Annotated in this window: 21 protein-coding genes; 14 read left to right on the top strand and 7 right to left on the bottom strand. The window is 71.1% G+C overall.

Features of this window, described 5'->3' with window-relative positions; genetic code table 11:
• Position 1: 1 nt before the first annotated feature.
• The 5 genes from AC5L35_RS13940 to AC5L35_RS13920 form a co-directional block, all read right to left on the bottom strand.
• On the bottom strand, positions 2-583 hold the full coding sequence (locus AC5L35_RS13940; protein WP_495060038.1) for a cob(I)yrinic acid a,c-diamide adenosyltransferase: 582 nt from the start codon (positions 581-583) through the stop codon (positions 2-4).
• A gap of 147 nt (positions 584-730) precedes the next feature.
• Entirely contained in the window at positions 731-1,978 is a 1,248-nt protein-coding gene (locus AC5L35_RS13935) for an alpha/beta hydrolase family protein (RefSeq protein ID WP_495060037.1), read from the bottom strand.
• An 83-nt stretch (positions 1,979-2,061) separates the two neighbouring features.
• Entirely contained in the window at positions 2,062-2,727 is a 666-nt protein-coding gene (locus tag AC5L35_RS13930) for a response regulator (RefSeq protein WP_495060036.1), read from the bottom strand.
• Positions 2,724-4,355 carry a sensor histidine kinase gene (locus AC5L35_RS13925; RefSeq protein ID WP_495060035.1) on the bottom strand — a complete coding sequence of 544 codons (1,632 nt, stop codon included), beginning with the start codon at positions 4,353-4,355 and terminating at the stop codon, positions 2,724-2,726. The genes AC5L35_RS13930 and AC5L35_RS13925 overlap by 4 nt, the downstream gene beginning before the upstream one ends.
• 95 nt (positions 4,356-4,450) lie before the next feature.
• A complete protein-coding gene (locus AC5L35_RS13920; RefSeq protein ID WP_495060034.1) occupies positions 4,451-5,191 on the bottom strand; it encodes an SDR family NAD(P)-dependent oxidoreductase in 741 nt (246 codons plus the stop codon).
• Positions 5,192-5,289: 98 nt separating this feature from the next.
• Here AC5L35_RS13920 and AC5L35_RS13915 point away from each other — a divergent pair, with 98 nt between their 5' ends.
• The 4 genes from AC5L35_RS13915 to AC5L35_RS13900 all read left to right on the top strand — a co-directional run bounded on the left by AC5L35_RS13915 (position 5,290) and on the right by AC5L35_RS13900 (position 8,914).
• A complete protein-coding gene (locus AC5L35_RS13915; RefSeq protein ID WP_495060033.1) occupies positions 5,290-5,901 on the top strand; it encodes a TetR/AcrR family transcriptional regulator in 612 nt (203 codons plus the stop codon).
• 31 nt (positions 5,902-5,932) lie between these two features.
• Positions 5,933-7,201, top strand: coding sequence for a UDP-N-acetylglucosamine 1-carboxyvinyltransferase (gene murA, locus AC5L35_RS13910; RefSeq protein WP_495060032.1), 1,269 nt, complete (start codon positions 5,933-5,935; stop codon positions 7,199-7,201).
• Between the two features lie 91 nt (positions 7,202-7,292).
• Positions 7,293-7,985 (top strand): DedA family protein, encoded by a 693-nt coding sequence (locus AC5L35_RS13905; RefSeq protein WP_495060031.1) that lies wholly within the window; start codon positions 7,293-7,295, stop codon positions 7,983-7,985.
• Positions 7,986-8,092: 107 nt separating this feature from the next.
• The gene (locus AC5L35_RS13900; protein ID WP_495060030.1) at positions 8,093-8,914 is read left to right on the top strand and encodes a DUF1206 domain-containing protein; all 822 of its coding nucleotides are present in this window, start codon (positions 8,093-8,095) and stop codon (positions 8,912-8,914) included.
• A gap of 157 nt (positions 8,915-9,071) precedes the next feature.
• Here the strand turns inward: AC5L35_RS13900 and AC5L35_RS13895 are convergent, their stop codons facing one another.
• A complete protein-coding gene (locus AC5L35_RS13895) occupies positions 9,072-9,398 on the bottom strand; it encodes a hypothetical protein (protein WP_495060029.1) in 327 nt (108 codons plus the stop codon).
• 165 nt (positions 9,399-9,563) lie between these two features.
• Here AC5L35_RS13895 and AC5L35_RS13890 point away from each other — a divergent pair, with 165 nt between their 5' ends.
• The 6 genes from AC5L35_RS13890 to AC5L35_RS13865 all read left to right on the top strand — a co-directional run bounded on the left by AC5L35_RS13890 (position 9,564) and on the right by AC5L35_RS13865 (position 17,986).
• Positions 9,564-11,561 (top strand): protein meaA, encoded by a 1,998-nt coding sequence (locus tag AC5L35_RS13890; protein ID WP_495060028.1) that lies wholly within the window; start codon positions 9,564-9,566, stop codon positions 11,559-11,561.
• Between the two features lie 195 nt (positions 11,562-11,756).
• Complete coding sequence (locus tag AC5L35_RS13885) at positions 11,757-12,752, top strand: ABC transporter permease (protein ID WP_495060027.1); 996 nt, start codon at positions 11,757-11,759, stop codon at positions 12,750-12,752.
• Between the two features lie 57 nt (positions 12,753-12,809).
• Positions 12,810-14,552, top strand: coding sequence for an ABC transporter substrate-binding protein (locus tag AC5L35_RS13880; RefSeq protein WP_495060026.1), 1,743 nt, complete (start codon positions 12,810-12,812; stop codon positions 14,550-14,552).
• Between the two features lie 99 nt (positions 14,553-14,651).
• Positions 14,652-15,665 (top strand): ABC transporter permease, encoded by a 1,014-nt coding sequence (locus AC5L35_RS13875; protein ID WP_495060025.1) that lies wholly within the window; start codon positions 14,652-14,654, stop codon positions 15,663-15,665.
• A 192-nt stretch (positions 15,666-15,857) separates the two neighbouring features.
• Positions 15,858-16,895: an ABC transporter ATP-binding protein gene (locus tag AC5L35_RS13870; RefSeq protein ID WP_495060024.1), complete on the top strand. Its 1,038-nt coding sequence runs from the start codon at positions 15,858-15,860 to the stop codon at positions 16,893-16,895.
• 38 nt (positions 16,896-16,933) lie between these two features.
• Positions 16,934-17,986: an ABC transporter ATP-binding protein gene (locus AC5L35_RS13865; protein WP_495060023.1), complete on the top strand. Its 1,053-nt coding sequence runs from the start codon at positions 16,934-16,936 to the stop codon at positions 17,984-17,986.
• Between the two features lie 8 nt (positions 17,987-17,994).
• On the opposite strand, the gene AC5L35_RS13860 is transcribed toward AC5L35_RS13865, so the two are convergent.
• Positions 17,995-18,864 carry a hypothetical protein gene (locus AC5L35_RS13860; RefSeq protein WP_495060022.1) on the bottom strand — a complete coding sequence of 290 codons (870 nt, stop codon included), beginning with the start codon at positions 18,862-18,864 and terminating at the stop codon, positions 17,995-17,997.
• A gap of 197 nt (positions 18,865-19,061) precedes the next feature.
• On the opposite strand from AC5L35_RS13860, the gene ehuB reads away from it, so the two are divergent.
• From ehuB to AC5L35_RS13840, 4 genes are read left to right on the top strand one after another with little or no spacing between them, the layout of a single operon-like run.
• Positions 19,062-19,961, top strand: a complete 900-nt coding sequence (gene ehuB / locus AC5L35_RS13855) for an ectoine/hydroxyectoine ABC transporter substrate-binding protein EhuB (RefSeq protein ID WP_495060021.1) — start codon at positions 19,062-19,064, stop codon at positions 19,959-19,961.
• 7 nt (positions 19,962-19,968) lie between these two features.
• Positions 19,969-20,673, top strand: a complete 705-nt coding sequence (gene ehuC / locus AC5L35_RS13850; protein WP_495060020.1) for an ectoine/hydroxyectoine ABC transporter permease subunit EhuC — start codon at positions 19,969-19,971, stop codon at positions 20,671-20,673.
• Positions 20,673-21,332 carry an ectoine/hydroxyectoine ABC transporter permease subunit EhuD gene (gene ehuD / locus AC5L35_RS13845; protein WP_495060019.1) on the top strand — a complete coding sequence of 220 codons (660 nt, stop codon included), beginning with the start codon at positions 20,673-20,675 and terminating at the stop codon, positions 21,330-21,332. Before ehuC ends, ehuD begins: the two co-directional genes overlap by 1 nt.
• A 4-nt stretch (positions 21,333-21,336) precedes the next feature.
• On the top strand, positions 21,337-22,101 hold the full coding sequence (locus tag AC5L35_RS13840; RefSeq protein WP_495060018.1) for an amino acid ABC transporter ATP-binding protein: 765 nt from the start codon (positions 21,337-21,339) through the stop codon (positions 22,099-22,101).
• Positions 22,102-22,115: the final 14 nt, after the last annotated feature.

The raw sequence follows: 22,115 nt of genomic DNA, 5'->3' as shown, positions 1-22,115 counted from the left end.
CTCAGCGCTGCGCCTGCGGGCCGCCGGGCCGCCAGAGCACGTCACCGCCGGGGTTGGCGACCCGGCCGAGGATGAACAGCAGATCCGACAGCCGGTTGAGGTACTTCGCCGTGAGCGGGTTGGTGCGCTCGGCGTCGGCTTCGAGCAGTGCCCACACCGATCGTTCGGCCCGGCGGGTGACGGTGCGCGCGACGTGCAGGTACGCCGCCCCCGGGGTGCCGCCCGGGAGCACGAACGAGTCGAGCTTCGGCAGCCCCTCGTTGAACTCGTCGCACCAGCCCTCCAGCCGCGTCACGTAGTCCTCGGTGACGCGCAGCGGCGGATACTGCGGATTCTCGACGATCGGCGCGCAGAGGTCCGCCCCCACGTCGAACAGGTCGTTCTGCACCTGACGCAGCGGTACCAACAGCTCGGTGGCGAGGTCGCCGACCGTGACCGCCACTCCGAGCGCGGCGTTGCACTCGTCGGTGTCGGCGTACGCGGCGAGCCGGACGTCGGTCTTGGGGACGCGGCTGAAGTCGCCGAGCGCTGTGGTGCCGTCGTCGCCGGTCCTGGTGTAGATCCTGGTCAGGTGCACGGCCATGGGCCCAGCCTAGGGGCGGGGTGCGTGGAGTGTTCGCGGAGGCGCTGTGCTGATGATTCGCTCGCACGCCCGCTCATCGCACGCCCTCGCTGCGCTCGGCCGGCGCTTCGCGGAGGCGCTGTGCTGATGATTCGCTCGCACGCCCGCTCATCGCACGACCTGGGCGTCCGGGTGCGCGGGGGAGTCCCCGTCGAACAGTGCGGAGGCGCGTCCTTCGAGGTGGTGGTCGAAGAATGCGGTGAGGTACGCGCGCTGTGCGGCGAGGCTGCGTTCCGGATCGACGGTTCCGATCGTCCTCGCGACAGCGCCGTCGAGGAGCGGTAGCGCCGCGTCGATCTGGGGCAGCAGCATCTGCTGGTCGGTGAAGCTCATGTGCTCGGCGTCCGGGAGGTGGACATCCCGCTTCCAGCCCGTGGAGTGCTGCCAGAAGTCGGCCCAGTCCGGGCTGTGGAGGTGGTTGTGGGGGTGCGCGTCGTCACCGCTCGTTCCACCACCCATCAGGAGGAAGGGACGGCTGCTGCCCCGGCGCGCGGCCTCGCCGTAGTCCGGGTCCATGCTCCCGTCGAGGTTCGCGCCTGCGTCGATCCGCTCGTCGACGGTCATGGCCTCGGCAGCGGTGAAGCCACCGGCCGAGTGGCCGAACATGCCGATGCGCGACAGATCGAGTGCGGTCGCGAGACCCGCGGGCAGGCGGTGTCGTTGCGCGTCGGTGCCGGCGCGGATCCCGGCGAGGTGGTCGATGACGAAGCCGACGTCGAGGACCCGGTCGCGCATCATCCGCGCCAGATCGGCCGGGGGTCCGGGTACGTCTGCGCGGTCGGGGAACGCGATGGGCCCGCCGGCCGGATGGTCGATCGTGACGACGACGTAGCCACGGCTGGCGAGCTCCTCCACCAGGGTGGTACCCATCGCGCGCGACTGCCCGCCGCCGGGGGAGTACAGGAGCACGGGAAGACCGAGGGCGTCGGCCGCCACGGGGGCGTCTGTGGCGGCATGGGTGCGCGTCCCGGCGAAGTCGACCGTGCCACGGGGGCTCCCGAGCGTGCGGGCCGCCAACTCGTCGTAGAACGCCGCTATGCCGGGCCGGAGATACGGTGCCACGGCACCATCCGTGCCCGGCGCCGCCGGGTACCAGAGCGACACCATGAGCTCACGCCGCCGGTCCGGTGAGCCCGACGGGTCGGGACGGGTCTGGTCGACGAGGTGCAGCTCCCGGGTCCCGATCTGGTGCGGGCCCGTGGGCGCCGGGAGCGTGAGTGGGACGGCGTGCCCGGCGGGGGCCGGGTGCGCCGCGGGGGTTACCTCTTGCGCCGGGGCGGCGCACGCAGGTCCGGCCGACAGCAGTGCGCCGAGTGCGATGGCGGTGGCGGTCCGGCGGAGGGGTGTTCGTGTCATGGGCCCACGTTCGCGGCCGGCCCGGCGGACATCATCCGACGATCGCTATGGACGGGCGTGCCGAAAGTGATAGACGCCGGGCGTCAGGCCCGGTCGACCAGACCCGCCTCGTACGCGACGATCGCGGCCTGAACCCGGTTCCGGACCTCGAGCCCGCGCAGCACCGCGCTCACGAAGACCTTCACGGTGCCCTCCGCCACATGCAGCCGCCGTCCGATCTCCGCGTTCGACAGGCCGCCTCCGACCAGGGAGAGCACCTCCTGCTCTCGGGACGTCAGGCCCTCGATCTGCTTGCGGGCGCGCGCCGCGCTGGACATCCGGTCCGCGCCGCGGCTGCCGAGCTGGCGGATGACCCGCTGGGCGACTGTCGGCGACAGGAACGCCGCACCGGCGGCGACGGCCCGGATGCCGCGGAGCAGCTCGAGCGGATCGCCCGACTTGACCAGGAAGCCGCTCGCGCCGTCGCCGAGAGCACGCGCGATGTGCTCGTCCTCGGAGAAGGTGGTGAGCATGATCACCGCGGTGACCGGCACGGTGCGGGTGATCTCCGCCCCGGCGGACAGCCCGTCCAGGCCGGGCATGACGATGTCGAGCAGCGCGACGTCCGGCCGGTGCGCCTGCACCTGCGTCAGTGCCTCGCGCCCGTCCGACGCCTCGGCGACCACCACGATCCCTGGATCGGCGCTCAACACGGCCCGAATACCGGCCCGGGTGAGCGGCTCGTCGTCGGCCAGTACGACCCGGATCACGGCACGTCCTCCTCGGGTGGCGAGCCGGAGAGCGCGGCGCGCTCCACCGCCTCCTTGGCCACCAGCCGTTCGCCCTCGAAGCACAGCCGGAAGACCAGCCGGTGGTCTGTCGGTTCGCTCGACCAGTAGTACCGGCACCAGCCGTTGCGCGGCGGCGGGGCGAGAGCGCGGCCCGGTTCGCCCAGAACCTGGAACGGGGGCAGCTCCGCCTCGACGGCCGCGCGGGCCGCCCCGGTCGGCAACCGTTCGAACGTCCCCGGGTCGAGCCGGTTGGCTGTGCCGACCAGGAGGAAGAGCGCGAGCGCCAGCACGGTGACGGCGGTGCCGGCGAGTACGGGAACCCGCACGGCGACGACGACGCTGCGCCGCACCTCCCCACGGGCGCGCGCGAGGTCTCGCGCCGACTCGCTGCGGGGCTCGTCCGGCGTGGGGTCGGCCGGCCTGCCGTCGTGCGGCAGGACGGCGACGACGGTGAAACCCGTCCCGGCCGGAGCTGCATGCAGCGTGCCGCCGAGCAGCCGCACGCGCTCGCGCAGGCCGACGAGTCCGCTTCGAGCACCGCGCGGGGCTGCCGGTGGGACGGTGCAGGCAACCCCGTTCGTGACGGTGACGGTCGTAGCCCCCTGCCCGTGCTCGACCCCGACGGTGACCTCGGCGCCCGGAGCGTGCTTCGCCGCGTTGGTCAGCGCCTCCTGGACGACGCCGTGGACGGCGCGCTGCACCAGCACGGGCAGGGCCACGGGCTCGGGTTCGGCGTCCCACTGGACCCTCATACCGGCGGTGGTGGCGCGTTCGACCAGCGCGGCGAGGGTGTGACCCTCGCCGGGGTCGGCCTCGGCGTCCGGCCGCAGCACCCCGATGACGTCGCGGAGCCGCTCCGTGGCGACGGCGACGCCGGAGCGCAGGTCCCGCGCCGCGGCGCGGGTGTCGTCGTCGAGCTGCGGGGACACCTCCAGCGCGGCGGCCCGCAGGGCGATCAACGTCCACTCGTGGCCGAGCGAGTCGTGCATGTCCCGAGCGATGCGAGCGCGTTCCGCCAGGCGCGCCTGGTCGGCCTCGAGCCTGTGCTGGCGCTCCAGCAGCGCGGCGCGTTCCCACCCGGCCGCGACGAGCGCTGCCCGCTGCCGCCGGTAGCGGCCCAGTAGCCAGGGAAGCGCGACCGCCAGCAGCAGGACGAGCACCAGCGCGGACCAGTCGTAGACGGCGGACAGCAGACCGAAGCCGCCGCGGCTCCCCCCATCGACGACGAGGCCGGCGACCAGAGCGACCGGCAATCCGGCGACGGCTACCCCGGCGAGCGCTGCAGGTACCGGCTGCGCATCGGGGATCCTGCGGCCCGCGACGCAGGCGAACACCGCGATCGCGGCGAAGGGCCAGATGCGAACGGGGCTGAACGTCGTGGGCGCGAGCACGACCTCGACCGCCACGGCCGTTGCCACGGTTGCGCAGAGCACGGCCAGCGGGGCGCGGCCACTCAGCGCAACCAGGGTGGCGAGCAGCGCGGCGCCACCGACCAGCTCGGCAACGCGTGGGCCGTGCCCCGACGATGTGTCCATGACGAGCGGGATCAGCAGGCCACCCCAGAGCACCGCCGCCTGCCGGAGCTGCGACCACGACGGCGTCCGCACCGGCCGATGCTATCGGCTGTTCAGCACTCGCCCGATCCGAGCGACACCCTGCCGCGGCCGTCCAGGGAGTGGCACCCTCCCCGCTCCGGGGGCCGTCAGGCGTTCGCCCCGGAGTCGACGAGCAGCGCGGCGCCGGTGATCGTGCGCCCGTCGTCGCCCGCCAGGTGGGCCACGGTGGCGGCGACGTCGTCGGCGGACTGGAACCGGCCCAGCGCGGTGATCGCGCGCTGGTGGTCGGCTCCGGGGGCGCCTGCCGGGTTCATGTCGGTGTCGGTGGAACCCGGGTGCACCACGTTGACGGTGATACCGCGCGGGCCGAGCTCGCGGGCCAGCCCGCGCGTGAGACCGGTGAGGGCCGACTTCGTCATCGCGTAGAGGGTGACGCCCGGGCGTCCCACGAGCTCGGCGAGGTTGCTGCCGATGCTGATGATGCGTCCGCCCGGTCCGAGGTGGGGCGACGCGGCCTGTGCGGCGACGAACGCGGACCGGACGTGCACGGCGAGGGCGCGGTCGAGCTCGTCCGCGCCGACCTGTTCGAACGGGCCGAACGGGAAGATGCCCGCGTTGTTCACGAGGATGTCGAGACGCCCGAGCCGTTCGACGGTGGTGTCGACCGCGGCCGTGACGGCGGCGGAGTCCGCGCTGTCGGCCCGCACCGCGAGACCGCGCCTGCCGAGTGCCTCGATCTCCCGCACCACGGCGGCCGCGCGGTCCTCCGCGGCGAGGTAGGTGAGGGCGACGTCGGCGCCGTCGCGGGCGAGCCGCAGTGCGATCGCCGCCCCGATACCGCGGCTGCCGCCGGTCACGAGGGCCACCCGGCCGGTGAGATCACTCATCGATGAGTCCATTCTGTAGTAGTCGCTCAAGAAGTCTGGAGGACGGCTCGCGCGTCGGTCAAGAGGTATATTTAGGGAACGCTACAGAAAGGGCGGCGATGACTGAGCGAGGACGGCCGCGCGGTTTCGACCGCGCCGAGGCACTCCGCCGGGCGATGGAGACGTTCTGGGAGCACGGCTACGAGGGCACGTCCATCGGCGACCTGACCGCCGTGATGGGCATCCGTCCGCCCAGCCTGTACGCCGCGTTCGGCAGCAAGGAGACCCTGTTCCGGGAGGCCGTGGCGCTCTACGAGGAGCGTGAGGGCGAGCCGACGCTGCGCGCCATGTGCGACGCGCCCACCGCGGTGGGGGGCATCGAGGCGTTGCTGCGCGCCAACGTGGTGGCCTACACCGACCCGACGAAGCCGAGCGGCTGCATGATCGTGCTGGCCGCCACCACGTACACGCCCAGCACCGCCGGGATCCGCGACTTCCTCGCCGAGCAACGGCGCGCCGCCACCGCGGAGGTGCGCGACCGGTTGGTCAGGGGACAGGCCGACGGGGACGTGCCGCCTGGCGCCGACATCGGCGCGTTGGCAGCGTTTGTGAGCTCCGTGCAGTTCGGGATGTCCCTGCAGGCCCGCGACGGCGCGACCCGCCAGGACCTGTCCGCCGTGGTGGACCAGGCAATGATGGCGCTCGATCGGCTGGCGCGGCCCACCGAGTAGTCCCCGGCCCCAGGGGATAGCGTCGGTGCTCGTGGCAGAGCATTTCGCGGTCAACGGTGGCGCCCGGCTCCTCGGCGCCGTCGATGTGGTGGGGGCGAAGAACAGCGTCCTGAAGCTGATGGCAGCAGCGTTGCTGGCCGAGGGGACGACGAGGATCCGGAACTGTCCGGAGATCCTCGACGTCCCGCTCATGGCGGACGTGCTGCGCAGTCTCGGCTGCACCGTCAGCATCGACCACGACACCGTCACGATCGACGTCCCGGCGGAGCCCGGTGCGCAGGCCGACTACCGGTCGGTGTCGAAGCTACGGGCATCGGTCTGCGTGCTCGGCCCGCTGGTGGCCCGGTGCCGGCGTGCGATCGTGCCGCTGCCGGGCGGTGACGCCATCGGCTCCCGCCCGCTCGACATGCACCAGGCCGGGCTGCGCAAGCTCGGTGCCACCACCGAGATCGAGCACGGCCGGGTGGTCGCCCACGCCGAGGAACTGCGCGGGGCGCAGATCTGGCTCGACTTCCCCAGCGTCGGCGCCACGGAGAACATCCTGATGGCCGCCGTGCTCGCCGACGGCACCACGGTGATCGACAACGCCGCCCGCGAGCCGGAGATCGTCGACCTCTGCACGATGCTGCAGCAGATGGGCGCCAAGATCGACGGCGTCGGCACCTCCACGCTCACCGTGCACGGCGTCACCGGGCTGCAGCCCACCGAGCACCGCGTGATCGGCGACCGCATCGTCGGCGCCACCTGGGCGTTCGCCGCCGCGATGACTCGCGGGGAGGTGACCGTGCGCGGTGTCGACCCGCACCACATCGACCTGGTGCTCGACAAGCTGCGTACGGCCGGCGCCGACACCACGATCGGCCCCGACGAGTTCACCGTCCGGATGGACGGGCGCCCGCGGGCCGTGGACTTCGTGACGCTGCCCTTTCCCGGTTTCGCCACCGACCTGCAGCCCATGGCGATCGCACTGTCCGCCGTTGCCGACGGCACGTCGATGATCACGGAGAACGTGTTCGAGGCGCGGTTCCGGTTCGTCGACGAGATGGTCCGGCTCGGTGCCGACGCGCGCACCGACGGGCACCACGCGGTCGTGCGGGGTGTCGAGCGGCTGTCCAGCGCGCCGGTCTGGGCCAGCGACATCAGGGCAGGGGCGGGGCTCGTGCTCGCCGCGCTGTGCGCCGACGGGCAGACCGAGGTGTGGGACATCGAGCACATCGACCGCGGCTACCCGCGTTTCGTGGAGAACCTGCGCGACCTCGGCGCCGAGATCCAGCGCGTCGAACGCGAGCCCGACCGCTGAGCCCGACCCAGGGTGACCCGGGGGGCATCCCCACCCGGGTTCAGGGGTTGTCCGGATGGGCGTGGAGCGCCCGCCGGACCACTCTGGACCGGTGATCAGCGACTGGCTCGGTTCCTTCTTCGCGATGCTCGATGCTCTGCCCGCCTGGCAGCTCTACGCCGTGGTCGGCGTGCTGCTGGTGCTGGAGACCACCGTGCTGATCGGTCTCGTGACGCCCGGGGAGGTCGTCCTGCTCGCGGCGGCCACCACGGTGGGCAGCGCCGGTGAGTACGCGGCGCTGGCCGGCGTCGCCGCCGGCGCGAGCCTCGTCGGGCAGACCGGTGGCTACCTGATCGGGCGGCGCTTCGGACCGCGCCTGCGGGTGAGCCGGGCGGGCCGGTGGATCGGCGAACCGAACTGGGCCCGTGCGGAGGCGGTGCTGCAAGGCGGCACCGGCCGGGCGATCGCGGGCTCCCGGTTCCTCGCCGTGGCGCACTCGCTGGTGCCCGTGCTGGCCGGGACGCTGCGGATGCCCGTGCGCCGGTTCGCCCGCTACACGGCGATGGGCGCCGTGCTCTGGGGCCTGGTCTACGTGGGGCTCGGGAGCGCGGCGTCGGCGGCACTGCGGCAGGCCGCCCACCTCGTCGGCCCCACCGTCACCGGCGTCGCGGTGGCCGCGGTGGTCGTCGTCCTGGTCGTTCGGGCCGTCCGGCGGCGGCGTGCGGAGCAGGCTGCCCGGACGGCCGAGACGACCGTGCTCGACGGGGTGGAGCCGGGCGGGCGCCCGGTGGGGCCCCGCCGCTAGGGGCAGACGACGGTTCGCCGCCGCCCGATCGGGGGACAGAGCAACAGCGGCTGCGGCGCGGGGACTTCCGTGCGACGGTGCGCCCGCACGTACGGAGAGGATCAACCATGACGAGTGCCGCCGAGTCGGCCAACCGGTCCGCGAAGCAGGCCGCCGACAGCCAGCCGTTCAAGATCGGTGTGAGGGTGGGGATCGGGGCCTATGGGGTCACCCACCTCCTGATCGCGGTGCTGGCCCTGCAGGTCGCGTTCGGCAACAGCGGTGAGCGCGCCGACCAGACCGGCGCGTTCCAGGACCTCGCGCAGCAGCCGTTCGGCCAGGTGCTGCTGTGGGTGCTCGTCGTCGGGTTCGTCGCCGTGGCACTGTGGCGGCTCTCGCAGGCGCTCTGGGGCTTCGGCTACGAGTCCGACAGCAAGAAGAAGATCCGCAAGCGGGTGACCAGCGGGGGCAACGCGGTGGTCTTCGTGGCGCTGGCCGTGCTGGCCGGGACAACGGCGGCGGGCGGCGGAGGCGGCGGGGGCGGCCAGCAGAGCGCCACCGCCGGGGTGCTGGGACTACCCGGCGGCCAGTTCATCGTCGGGGCGGTCGGGATCGGGATCCTGGTGGCGGGCATCGTCAAGATCGTTGAGGGCTACCAGAAGAAGTTCCTCGAGGACATGAGCGCTCCGTCGGACCGCCACGCGCGGCAGACCCTCGAGCGCACCGGGCAGTTCGGCTCCGTCGCGAAGGGCGTCACCATCGGGCTCATCGGGGTGCTCGTCGTGATCGCGGCCATCCGGTTCCGGCCGGACGAGGCGTCCGGGCTCGATGTGGCGCTCAAGACGCTCGCCGCCCAGCCGTTCGGGCCCTACCTGCTGATCATCGTCGCCATCGGGCTGGCCGCCTACGGCGTGTTCTCCTTCTTCGACGCGCGCTACCACCGCGTCTGACGCTGTGCGGGCGACTCGCCCACCGAAACGGGGCGACTCGCGGGTACGGATCGGGCGACTCGCGGGCGGAAACCGGGCGACTCGCGGGGCAGTGGTCGCGCGGCCCCGCGAGTCGCCCGGTTCGGGTGCGCGAGTCGCCCGGCTCACGGCCGCCTGATCAGTCGAGGGCGCCTCTGCTCAGCACCACCCGGGCGTTGACGGCGTCCGAATGGAAGACGAGCAGGCGGTAGACGCCGTCGGCGCGGCCGACCGTCGCGCGGATGCCCGCGCTGCCGAGGCGGGACCGGAGCACCAGGGCGGCCGCCTCGGTCGGCACCCGGGCGACCTCCTCGAGCAGGCCGTCGCCGGTGGGGTCGTCGGGGTCCGGGAGGAGCGGCGCGGGCTGGTTGCGGCCCGTGCCGAACGTCCAGCGCAGCGCCAGGAAAAGGACTGCACTCATCAACAGCGCGCCGATGAGGGCGACGGCCGGTGTCCCCTCGAGCATGTCGGACATTGTGCGCCACGGACGTCCCAACCGCGCCCCCAGCGACTCTGGATCGATCCCTCGTCGCTGTCCGGTGTGACGCCGCGCCGTTCGTCCTCTCGGGAAAGCTACGCGCCAGTAGGCTGGGCCGGTCCGCCCGCCGGATCCACGACGCGGAGGTGTCCGGTGCCCTACCCGACCGACCGTCAGCGCGACCGTCCCTGGGTGATCAGGACCTACGCCGGCCACTCCTCGGCGGAGCGGTCCAACGAGCTCTTCCGGCGCAACCTCGCCAAAGGGCAGACCGGCCTGTCGGTGGCGTTCGACCTGCCGACCCAGACCGGCTACGACCCCGACGACGAACTGGCGGCGGGTGAGGTCGGCAAGGTCGGGGTGCCGGTGAGCCACATCGGCGACATGCGCGCGCTGTTCCACGACATCCCCGTGGCCGAGGCCAACACCTCGATGACGATCAACGCGCCCGCCATGTGGCTGCTCGCGCTGTACGTGGCGGTGGCCGACGAGCACGACGCCCCGCGGGCGACGCTGGCCGGGACCACGCAGAACGACATCGTGAAGGAGTACCTCTCGCGCGGGACGTACGTGTTCCCGCCTGCGCCGAGCATGCGCCTGATCACCGACATGATCGCCTGGTCGGTGGCCAACATCCCGAAGTGGAACCCGATCAACATCTGCAGCTACCACCTGCAGGAGGCGGGGGCCACGCCGCCGCAGGAGCTCGCCTACGCGCTGTCCACGGCGATGGCCGTGCTGGACGCGGTGCGCGACTCCGGCCAGGTGCCGCCGGACCGGTTCGGCGACGTGGTCGCGCGCATCTCCTTCTTCGTCAACGCTGGCCTGCGGTTCGTCGAGGAGATGTGCAAGATGCGGGCTCTGGGGCAGCTCTGGGACGGGATCACCCAGGAGCGCTACGGCGTGCAGGACCCCAAGCAGCGGCGCCTGCGCTACGGCGTGCAGGTCAACTCGCTCGGGCTCACCGAGGCGCAGCCGGAGAACAACGTCCAGCGGATCGTGCTGGAGATGCTCGCGGTGACGCTCTCCCGCGACGCCAGGGCCCGCGCGGTCCAGCTTCCGGCGTGGAACGAGGCACTGGGCCTGCCCCGGCCGTGGGACCAGCAGTGGGCGCTGCGCATGCAGCAGGTGCTCGCGTACGAGACCGACCTGCTGGAGTACGAGGACCTGTTCGCGGGCAGCCATGTGGTCGAGGCGAAGGTCGCCGAACTCGTGGCCGACGCGCGCGCGGAGATCGAGCGGGTGCGGGAGATGGGTGGCGCCGTCGCCGCCGTCGAGTCCGGCTACATGAAGGGCAGGCTGGTGGGCTCGCTGGCCGAGCGCAGGCGTCGGATGGAGTCGGGCGAGGACGTCGTCGTCGGTGTGAACAGGTTCGACACCACCGAGCCCAGCCCACTGCAGGCGGAGGGCGCGGCAGCGATCGAGACGGTCGACCCCGCGACCGAGGCCGCGGCGGTCGAGGCGATCCGGGCCTGGCGCGCGTCGCGTGACGCCCCGGCCGTCGAGAGCGCGCTCGCCGCGCTGCGCGACGCGGCCAAGACCGACACCAACCTCATGGACGTCTCGATCACCTGCGCCAAGGCGGGCGTCACCACCGGGGAGTGGGCCGGGGTGCTGCGGGAGACCTTCGGCGAGTTCCGGGCGCCGACCGGCGTGTCCGCAGCGCTCGCGTCCGGCGACGCGGCAGGCGAGCTCGGGGTGGTGCGCGAGCGCGTCCGGGCCACGGGGGAGGAGCTGGGCTCCCGCCTGCGCATGCTCGTGGGCAAGCCCGGGCTCGACGGCCACTCCAACGGCGCGGAGCAGGTGGCCGTGCGTGCGCGCGACGTCGGCTTCGAGGTGGTCTACCAGGGCATCCGGCTCACGCCTGCGCAGATCGTGGCTGCGGCCGTCCAGGAGGACGTGCACGTCGTCGGGTTGTCGGTGCTGTCGGGCTCGCACCTGCAGGTGGTGCCTGCCGTGGTGGAGGGCCTGCGGGCCGCCGGAGCCGACGACGTGCCGGTCGTGGTGGGCGGCATCATCCCGCCCGACGACGCTGCGACGCTGCGGGAGAAGGGTGTGGCCGCGGTGTTCACGCCGAAGGACTATCGGCTCACGGCCATGATGGACGAGATCGTGACGCTGATCCGGAAGGTGCATCAACTCGGCGATTGAGCGCTTCTCATGATCTGAACAAGGCAATTACGCCAGCTATGTCCGGTTTATGTGCACTGGCTTACGAAATCGTTACCGTTCGTAGGCGTACCCATCGGTAGTCCACCCGATAGTGTTCGCGAACCCAGGTCGCCCGGCCCCGAATCGGCAGCGATCTGGATAACGACGTGAAGGTGGACGCATGCCGGTGCGGCAATGACGGCCCCCAGCGACGTACCCGGCTCGGCGGTGCACGCCGAGCCCGAGGCCGTCACGGTGGGCATGGGAACGACGATCCAGGGACGGTCGCTCGGCGCGATCGCGTGGCGCCGTCTGCGTCGCGACAAGGTCGCGCTCGGCGGGGCGGCCGTGATCGTGCTGCTGGTACTCGTGGCGATCTTCGCGCCGCTCATCGTGGCGTTGCTGGGGCACCCCCCGCTCGACTTCCACTACGAGAAGATCGACCCCGACCTGCAGGTGGCCAACGGCCCCTCCGGCGGGATCAGCCACGACTTCCTCTTCGGGGTCGAGCCGGTGAACGGCCGTGACATCTTCAGCCGGGTCGTCTACGGCTCCCGGATCTCGCTGCTCATCGCGTTCCTCGCCACCCTGCTCGCGGTGCTGATCGGGGCCGTGCTGGGCGTGGTGGCGGGGTACTTCGGCGGCTGGGTCGACACCCTGATCAGCCGCACGATGGACGTCTTCCTGGCGTTCCCGATCCTGCTGTTCGCCCTGGCGCTGGCCGGCATCATCCCGGACAAGGCCTTCGGCCTGGAGGGCGACGCGCTGCGCATCGCGCTCATCGTGGTGATCATCGGCTTCTCCAGCTGGCCCTACATCGGCCGCATCATCCGGGGCCAGACGCTGTCACTGCGCGAGCGGGAGTTCGTCGACGCCGCCCGCAGCCTCGGCGCCCGCAGCCCCCGGATCCTGTTCACCGAGATGATGCCCAACCTGGTGGCACCGATCCTGGTGTACGCCACGCTGCTGATCCCGACGAACATCCTGTTCGAAGCCGCGCTGTCGTTCCTCGGGGTCGGTATCCGGCCCCCTACCCCGAGCTGGGGCGGAATGCTGTCGGATGCCACGCACTGGTTCCAGATCGCCCCGAACTTCATGCTCTTCCCCGGGCTCGCGATCTTCGTAACGGTCCTCGCCTTCAACCTGTTCGGCGACGGCCTCCGCGACGCGCTCGATCCGCGTTCGCGGTAATTGGTCCCATTTTCCCGGTACGACCGGGAGCTCCCCGATGAGAAGTAGGCGGAAAGCGTGAGAAGTAGGAAAGTGGCGGCGGCCGCGGTCATCGCGGTCGCGGCGCTGGCCCTGGCGGCCTGTGGAGGCGGTAGCTCGGGCGGGAGCTCGTCGAGTGGCGGCGGGAGCGACGCGGGCGGCGTCCACAACGTCTCGGACGTCACGGGCGGCACGATCCGGTACGCCAACTCGGGTGACTGGGACTCGCTGGACCCGGGCGACACGTACTACGCGTACTCCTGGGACTTCGCCCGGCTCTACGCCCGTGCACTGGTGATGTTCAAGTCGGCCCCGGGCAAGGAGGGCGCCACCCTCGTGCCCGACCTGGCCGAGTCGCTCGGCAAGCCCAGCGACGACGCCAAGACGTGGACCTACACGCTGCGCCAGGGCGTGAAGTTCGAGGACGGCACGCCGGTCACCAGCAAGGACGTCAAGTACGCCGTCGAGCGGTCGCTGGACAAGACCACGTTCCCCAACGGGCCGACCTACTTCAACGACTTCCTCGACCTGCAGGGCTACACGAGCCCGTACGCGGACTCGGACCCGAACAAGCTGGGCCTCAAGGCGATCGACACCCCGGACGACCGGACGATCGTGTTCCACCTGAAGCAGCCGTTCAGCGGGTTCGACTACTTCGCGCAGATGCCGAGCACCGCGCCGGTGCCCGTCGCCAAGGACACCGGGTCGAAGTACAAGGAGCACGTGGTCTCCACGGGCCCGTACATGTTCGACACCAACGACCTCGGCAAGAGCTTCACGATGAAGCGCAACCCGAACTGGGACCAGGCGACCGACCCGAACCGCAAGCCGCTGCCCGACCGCATCGAGGTAGCGCTCAATGTGAACTCCGACGACATCGACAACCGGCTGCAGTCCGGTGACCTCGACGTCGCGATCGAGGGCACGGGCGTCGGCCCGGCCGCCCAGGGCAAGGTACTGGCCGACCAGACGCTCAAGGCGAACACCGACTCGGCCATCAGTGCGCGGCTCTGGTACACGTCGATCAACTCTGACGTCGCACCCCTGGACAACATCCACTGCCGCAAGGCGGTGGAGTACGCGGCCGACAAGACCGGCTACCAGCGCGCCTACGGCGGGGCGACCGGCGGCGAGATCGCGACCAACCTGCTGCCCCCGGTGATCCCCGGTACCGAGAAGTTCGACACCTACGCGACCCCCGGCAACGCCGGTGACGCGACGAAGGCCAAGGACGAGCTCGCCCAGTGCGGGCAGCCGAACGGCTTCACCACGGGCATCTCCTACCGCGCCGAGCGGCCGAAGGAGAAGGCCACGGCCGAGGCCCTGCAGCAGTCGCTGGCCAAGGTCGGCATCAACCTGGAGGTCAAGCCCTACCCGCTCGGTGACTACGCGAAGCTCTACGCCGGCAAGCCGGACTTCGCGAAGGCCAACTCGCTCGGGCTGAACGTCTTCGGCTGGGCCGCCGACTGGCCCGACGGGTACGGGTTCCTCGCCCAGATGGTCGACAGCCGCGTGATCCGCGCCTCCGGGGGCAACACGAACTTCGGCGTCAAGGACCCCGAGGTCGACGCGATGCTCGACAAGGCGCTGGTCACGACCGACACCACGGCCCGGGAGCAGCTCTGGGTCGACATCGACAAGAAGGTCATGGACGACGCCTACATCCTTCCGGGCGTCTGGGCCAAGGGCCTGCTGTACCGACCGCCGAACCTGACGAACGTGTTCATCACCGACGGTTTCCAGATGTACGACTACCTGGCGCTGGGCACCACCCGCAAGTAGGTGTTCCCCGCGGACCGACCTGGAGGTAGGTGAAGGCACGTGGTGGGCCGGTGGGCCGCACCCGACCGGTGCGGCCCACCGGCCACCGAGCCGTAAGTGATGGCCATCTACATCGTGCGGCGGCTGGTCGCGGCAGTGATCCTGCTGCTGATCGTCACGGCCGCCGTGTTCGCGATCTTCTTCCTGGTGCCCCGGCTCGCCGGGGCCACCCCCGAGGATCTCGCGTCGCGCTACGTCGGCAAGACCGCGGACGCCGAGCAGATCCACGTGATCGCGGTGAAGCTCGGCTTCACCGACCCGATCTGGGTGCAGTACGGCCGGTTCCTCAAGGGGCTGGTGGCCGGCGCCGACTACAGCACCGGTCCGACGACCGTGCACTGTCCGGCGCCGTGCTTCGGGTACTCGTTCCTCACCCAGAACCCCGTGCTGCCCGACCTGCTCGACCGGCTCCCGGTGACCCTCTCGCTGGCCGCGGGGGCCGCCCTGATCTGGGTGGTCGTCGGCGTCGCCACCGGTGTGGTGTCGGCGCTGCGTCCCGGCAGCATCTTCGACCGCGCCGCCATGGGCGTTGCGCTCGCCGGGGTGTCGCTGCCGATCTTCTTCACCGGCCTGCTGTCACTGGCGGTCTTCAGCTACGCACTCGGCATCACCGCGCCCGGCGGCAGCTACACGCCGATCGAGGACAACCCCTTCCTCTGGGCGTACGACCTGATCCTGCCGTGGATCACGCTCGCGTTCCTGTACGCCGCGGGCTACGCCCGGCTGACCAGGGCGGGAATGCTCGACACGATGGGCGAGGACTTCATCCGCACCGCCCGCGCCAAGGGCCTCCCGGAGCGGACGGTCGTGGTCAAGCACGGCCTGCGCTCGGCCCTCACTCCGATCCTGACGATCTTCGGACTGGACCTCGGGCTGCTGCTGGGCGGCGCGATCCTCACCGAGAGCACCTATTCACTGCCCGGTATCGGCAAGTACTCGGTGGACGCCGTGGTCAACAACGACCTGCCGAAAGTGCTCGGCGTCGTCATGATCGGGAGCATCTTCATCATTCTCGCCAACCTGCTCGTGGACCTGTGCTACGCCGTCGTCGACCCACGGGTGAGGTACTCATGACATCCACCGCCGACGTGCTCTTCCCCGCGGAGGCGACATCATGACCGCCGACGTGCTCTTCCCCGCGGAGGCGACATCATGACCGCCGACGTGCTCTTCCCCGCGGAGGCGACATCATGACCGCCGACGTGCTCTTCCCCGCGGAGGCGACATCATGACCGCCGACGTGCTCTTCCCCGCGGAGGCGACATCATGACCGACGCGCCCCCGCCCGCCTTCCTGGACGTGCGTGACCTGCGGGTGCACTTCCCGACCGACGACGGTGTGGTCAAGGCCGTCGACGGGCTGTCGTTCAGCCTCGAGCGGGGCAAGCGGCTGGGCATCGTGGGCGAGTCCGGCTCGGGCAAGAGCGTGACCAGCCTGTCGATCATGGGTCTGCACAAGGCAGGCGCTGCGAAGATCTCGGGCGAGATCTGGCTGGGCGGCCAGGAGCTGGTCTCGGCCGGCCCCGAGCAGGTCCGCAAGCTGCGGGGCCGGACCATGGCGATGATCTTCCAGGATCCGCTGTCGGCGATGCACCCGTACTACTCGGTGGGCCAGCAGATCGTCGAGGCGTACCGGCTGCATCACGACGTGAGCAAGCGCGACGCCCGGACCAGGGCGGTCCAGCTGCTCGACCGCGTGGGGATCCCGCAGGCGGCGTCGCGCTTCGACGACTACCCGCACCACTTCTCCGGCGGGATGCGCCAGCGCGCGATGATCGCGATGGCGCTGTCGTGCAACCCGGAACTGCTCATCGCCGACGAGCCGACGACGGCGCTGGACGTCACGGTGCAGGCACAGATCCTCGACCTGATCCGCGACCTGCAGGCCGAGTTCAACTCCGCGGTGATCATCATTACGCACGACCTGGGCGTGGTGGCCGAGCTGGCCGACGACATCCTGGTCATGTACGGCGGCCGCGCGATCGAGACCGGCTCGGCTGCGAGCGTCTTCGAGACGCCCCAGCACCCCTACACGTGGGGCCTGCTGGGTTCGCTGCCCCGCTGGGACCGCGAACGCTCCGACCGGCTGATGCCCATTCCCGGCAGCCCCCCCAGCCTGATCAACGTGCCGTCGGGCTGCGCCTTCCACCCTCGATGTGCCTACGACGAGCTCACCGACGGCCTGGCCACCACCGTGCGCCCCGAGCTGCGGGCGGTCGGGACGAACGGGCACCGGGTCGCCTGCCACCTGTCCGACGAACGGCGGCGGCAGATCTTCGACGACGAGATCAGGCCGAAGCTGTGAGCCGACCGATGAGCACCGACCGAACGGGTACCGAACCGATGACGACCGGATCGACCATCACGGGGTCGACGCCCGACCCGGAGTCGGCGGAGCCGGCCCCGACCGAGCGCGAGGTGCTGCTCAGCGCGTCCGGGCTGCAGAAGCACTTCCCGGTGCGTCGTGGCCTGCTGCAACGCCAGGTGGGTGCGGTGCAGGCCGTGAGCGGCCTCGACTTCGAGGTGTTCCGCGGCGAGACGCTGTCGCTGGTGGGCGAGTCCGGCTGCGGCAAGACCACCACCGGGCGCCTGCTCACCCGGCTCATCGAGCCCACCGGCGGCTCGATCGTCTTCGACGGGCGCGACATCAGCCACCTGCCGCAGCGGGCGATGCGACCGTTGCGCCGGGAGATCCAGATGATCTTCCAGGACCCGTACTCGTCGCTCAACCCGCGGCACACCGTGGGGACGATCGTCGGGGCTCCGTTCCGCATCCAGGGGATCGAGCCGCCCGGCGGGGTCCGCAAGGCCGTGCAGGAGCTGCTGCAGCTGGTGGGGCTGAGCCCCGAGCACTACAACCGCTACCCCCACGAGTTCTCCGGCGGCCAGCGCCAGCGCATCGGCATCGCCAGGACGCTGGCGCTGCGGCCCCGGCTGATCGTCGCGGACGAGCCGGTGTCGGCGCTCGACGTGTCGATCCAGGCGCAGGTGGTGAACCTGCTCGAGGACCTGCAGGACGAGCTCGGGCTGACCTACGTGCTGATCGCGCACGACCTCTCGGTGGTGCGGCACGTGTCCGACCGCGTCGCGGTGATGTACCTGGGCAAGATCGTGGAGCTCGGCGAGAGCGACGCCGTCTACACCCGCCCGATGCACCCCTACACGGTCGCGCTGCTCTCGGCGGTGCCCGTGCCGGACACGCAGCGGCGGACCAAGCGGGAGCGCATCCTGCTCACCGGGGATGTCCCCAGCCCGCTGAACCCGCCGCCCGCCTGCCGGTTCCACACCCGCTGCTGGAAGGCGAAGGACATCTGCGGCACCCAGGAGCCACCGCTGGTGGAGCTGGCGCCCGGGCAGCGGGTGGCCTGCCACTTCCCGGAGAACGTCCCCGCGTAGCCCAGGAGTCAGCCGCCGTTCTCGGCGTCCTCGCGCTCCCCGCGCCTGCGGAAGTACCCGAGGCCGGGGATGCCCTGGATGGCCTGGCGCATCTCCTTGAGCTGCTCGAGCAGCTCGTGGACGTCCGGGCCGACGCGGTCGAGCGTGGCGAGGATCGGCATGATGTCGGTCTCCATGTGCTCGGTGAGCTGGGGGAGCTGGTCGATGAGCCGGATCGCCGCCTGCACCTCCTCCTCGGAGAACTCCTCGACGAAGCGCCGGGCCAGCGGCGCGGCCTGACGGGCGATCGGCTGGTAGACGGCGAGCAGCTCCGAGGCGCCGTCGGCGGCGCCCGCCGCCTGGTCGACCACGGTGGTGGCCCGCTCGGCGACCGCGGTGGCCTTCTCGATCACGCCGCCCGCGCGGTCGGCGACGCTGCCCGCTCCGGCCACGAGCTCCGCGGCTCCCTCGGCGACCTCTCCCGCGCGTCCGACGAGTCCGGCCGCGTCGTCGGCCACCACGCGGGCGTGCGTGACGAGCTCGGCGGCGCCGCCCGCTGCGGTGCGCACCTCGGCGAGCAGCGGGTCGATCCGCCGGACGAGACCGTCGGCGTCGGCCAGCACCGTGTCGACCCTGGCGACCGCGGTGCGCACACCGACGAGCACCTCGTCGACCGAACCGACGATGACGTCGGCCCGGTCCGCGATGACCTCCACTCGGTCGGCGACCGCGGAGATCCTCGCGACGAGGGCCTCGACGTCGTCGAGCAACGCGGACGCCCGCGCGGGCAGCGACGCCGCGACCTCGACGGCCTCCTCCGTCCAGCCCATCACCGCTCTGGCCCCGGCGACGACGTCGGAAGGGCCGACCAGCACGGGGAGCCCGGCGATGCGCAACATGCGGCCGATCCTCGCGCATGGGCCGCCGGTCGGCTCGGGGGACCGGCGTACCGGACACCGAGGCTGATTGCGTTCGGATAACGAGTGGCCTCCGCCCCCTGCAGACACCGATCCGTCAGGAGGGGTTGACCTACGTTCGACTGGCGACGTCGGTGACCGACGAAGGTCCCGACGGTTCGATCCGGAAGGGAACCACCATGAAGCAGCGATCATGGAGCAGGCGTGACTTCCTCCGCCGCACCGCCGCCGCAGGCGCGGTGGCATTGGGAGGAACAACGGCGCTCGCGGCTTGTACCAGCACGAACGCGGGCGGCGGCAGCGTGCTGGAGAGCGCGCGGAGCAGCGGCACCATTCGCATCGGGATTGCGGGCGAGGAGCCCTACGGCTTCACCGGCACAGACGGGAGGGTCACCGGCGAGGCGCCCGAGGTGGCCCGTGCGGTCCTGCAGGGCATCGGCATCCGTGACGTGCAGGCAGAGCAGGTCGACTTCGGCTCGCTCATCCCTGCGCTCAACGCCAACCGTTTCGACATGGTCTGCGCCGGCATGAACATCACGCCACAGCGGTGCCAGCAGGCGGCGTTCTCCGTCCCGGACTACACCGCCCTCACCGCGTTCCTCGTGCCGAGGGGCAACCCGGAAGGCGTCACCACGTTCTCGGACATCGCGGCGAAGAACCTGAAGCTCGCCGTGCTCGGCGCGGCCGTCGAGCAGGGTTACGCCGAGGCGGGCGGCGTCCCGGCAGGCAACATCAGCCCCTTCGACGACCAGAACGCGCTGCTGCAGGCCGTCACCGCGGGCCGGGTCTACGCCGCGGCGCTCACCGACATCTCGCTGAAGTGGCTGGCAGGCAAGAACCCGGAGGCGGGTGTCGAGGTCACCCCCGGGTTCACCCCCACCCAGGACGGGCGCCCCGTCGTCTCGGCGGGCGGCTTCGTGTTCCGGCAGGGCGACAACGACCTGCGGCAGGCGTTCGACACCGAGTTGCAGAACCTCCACGGGAACGGGCGCTGGGTGCAGATCGCGAGCCCGTTCGGGTTCTCCGACGCCAACCTGCCCGCCGCCGGGCTGACCACCGAGCAGCTCTGCGCGGCCTGAGGCGGCGGTGGACAACCTCACAACATTCCTGTCCGTCCTCGCCCAGGGCCTCCCCGAGACCCTGGGCGCCACCGTCGGCGGTATCGCACTGACGATCGTGCTCTCGTTCGCGGCCGGGCTCGCGCTGCTGTCGTCGTCGCGGACGGTGCGCGTGATCAGCCGGATCTACGTGGAGGGCCTGCGCGGCACGTCGGAGGTCGTGCAGCTGTTCTGGATCTTCTTCGCGTTGCCGGTGCTCGTCGGGTTCGAGATCGTGCCGATCTGGGGCGGCATTCTCGTGCTGGGCCTCAACCATGGCGCGTACGGAGCCGAGATCGTCCGCGGTGCGATCCAGTCGGTGCCGCGGGCGCAGTACGAAGGTGCGCTGGCGCTCAGCCTCTCCCCGGCGCAGCGGATGTTCCGGGTGATCCTCCCGCAGGCGGTGGTCGAGATGATCCCGCCGTTCAACAACCTATTCATCCAGTTGCTGAAGAGCACCTCGATCCTGTCGTTCGTCTTCATCAGCGAGATCACCCGGCAGGCGACGCAGATCCTCGTCCCGCGGTTCAACCCGCAGGTGCTGCAGATCTTCCTGCTCCTGCTGCTCTTCTACCTCGTGCTGTCGCTGGTCATCACCGCGGTGATGCGGTTCCTGGAACGGAAGGCCGCGGCCCGGCTCGGCCGGGTCGCGTCCGTGCGCGCCCGGCGCAGCGCCGTCACGGGAGCCGTCTGATGCCACAGCAGATCTGGGACTGGAACTACGCCTTCTCGATCCTGCCCGCGCTGCTCGAAGGGCTGGGCCTCACCCTGGTGGCGACGGTGCTCGGCTCGATCGTCGCGATGATCCTGGGCCTGGTGCTCGCGGTGCTGCGGCGCGGCCCGCGGCTGCTCGCGATCGCGGTGGGCGGCTTCGTCGAGTTCGTGCGCAGCACGCCGCTGCTCGTGCAGATCTTCTTCCTGTACTTCGTGCTGCCGCAGTTCGGCATCGTGCTGAGCGCGCTGACGGTCGGCGTGATCGCACTCGGCGTGCACTACGCGTGCTACACGTCGGAGGTCTACCGTGCCGGTATCGAGGCCGTTCCGCGCGGGCAGTGGGAGGCGGCCACGGCCCTGAGCCTCCCGCGCTCGCGGGTCTGGACCGGCGTGGTGTTGCCGCAGGCGGTTCCGCGGGTCGTCCCCGCGCTCGGCAACTACGTCATCTCGATGTTCAAGGAGGTGCCGTTGCTCACCGCGATCGGGCTGCTCGACGTGGTCGGCCGCGCCCAGGAGGCGGGCGACACCTACTTCCGCTACGTCGAGCCGTACACCATCGCGGGGCTGCTCTTCCTGCTGCTGAGCTACCCCGCCTCGCTGCTCTTGCGGAGATTGGAGCGCCGTGTCGGAACCATCTGATCCGATGATCGTCTTCGACGGGGTGGAGAAGCGGTTCGGCGACAACGTCGTGCTCTCCGACCTCGACTTCACCGTCGCCCCCGGTGAGCACGTCACGCTGATCGGTCCGTCGGGATCGGGCAAGACCACGATCCTGCGGCTGCTCATGAGCCTGGAGGCGGTGAACGCAGGCACCATCACCGTCGCCGGGCGCTACCTCTCGCACATGGAGAAGGGCGGCAAGCTCGTCCCCGCCGACGAGAAGCACAACCGGGAGGTGCGCAAGCACATCGGGATGGTGTTCCAGCAGTTCAACCTGTTCCCGAACATGACGGTGCGGGGCAACCTGATCGAGGCACCCACCCGGGTGCTCGGCCTGTCGAAGGACGAGGCGAACACCAGGGCCGAGGAGCTGCTCGACCTGGTCGGGCTGCAGGAGAAGATCGACGAGCACCCGTCACGGCTCTCCGGTGGGCAGCAGCAGCGGGTGGCCATCGCGCGGGCGCTCGCGATGCGCCCGGACGTCCTGCTGCTCGACGAGGTGACCTCGGCGCTGGACCCCGAACTCGTCGCCGGGGTGCTCGCCCTGCTGCGGGACATCGGCGAGACCACCGACATCACCATCCTCTGCGTCACGCACGAGATGGGGTTCGCGCGCGACTTCTCCCACCGGGTGATGATGTTCGACGGCGGGCAGGTGATCGAGGACGCCCCGCCGCAGCGGCTGTTCAGCGAGCCGGAGCACCCGCGCACGAAGGAGTTCCTGAAGGCGGTGCTGGAGCGGGGATAGCGACCCGGTCCGCG

Source organism: Pseudonocardia sp. OZ21 (genome assembly GCF_059359135.1).
Note: the sequence above shows the minus strand (reverse complement) of the source record. Positions and strands in the feature narration are given on the sequence as shown.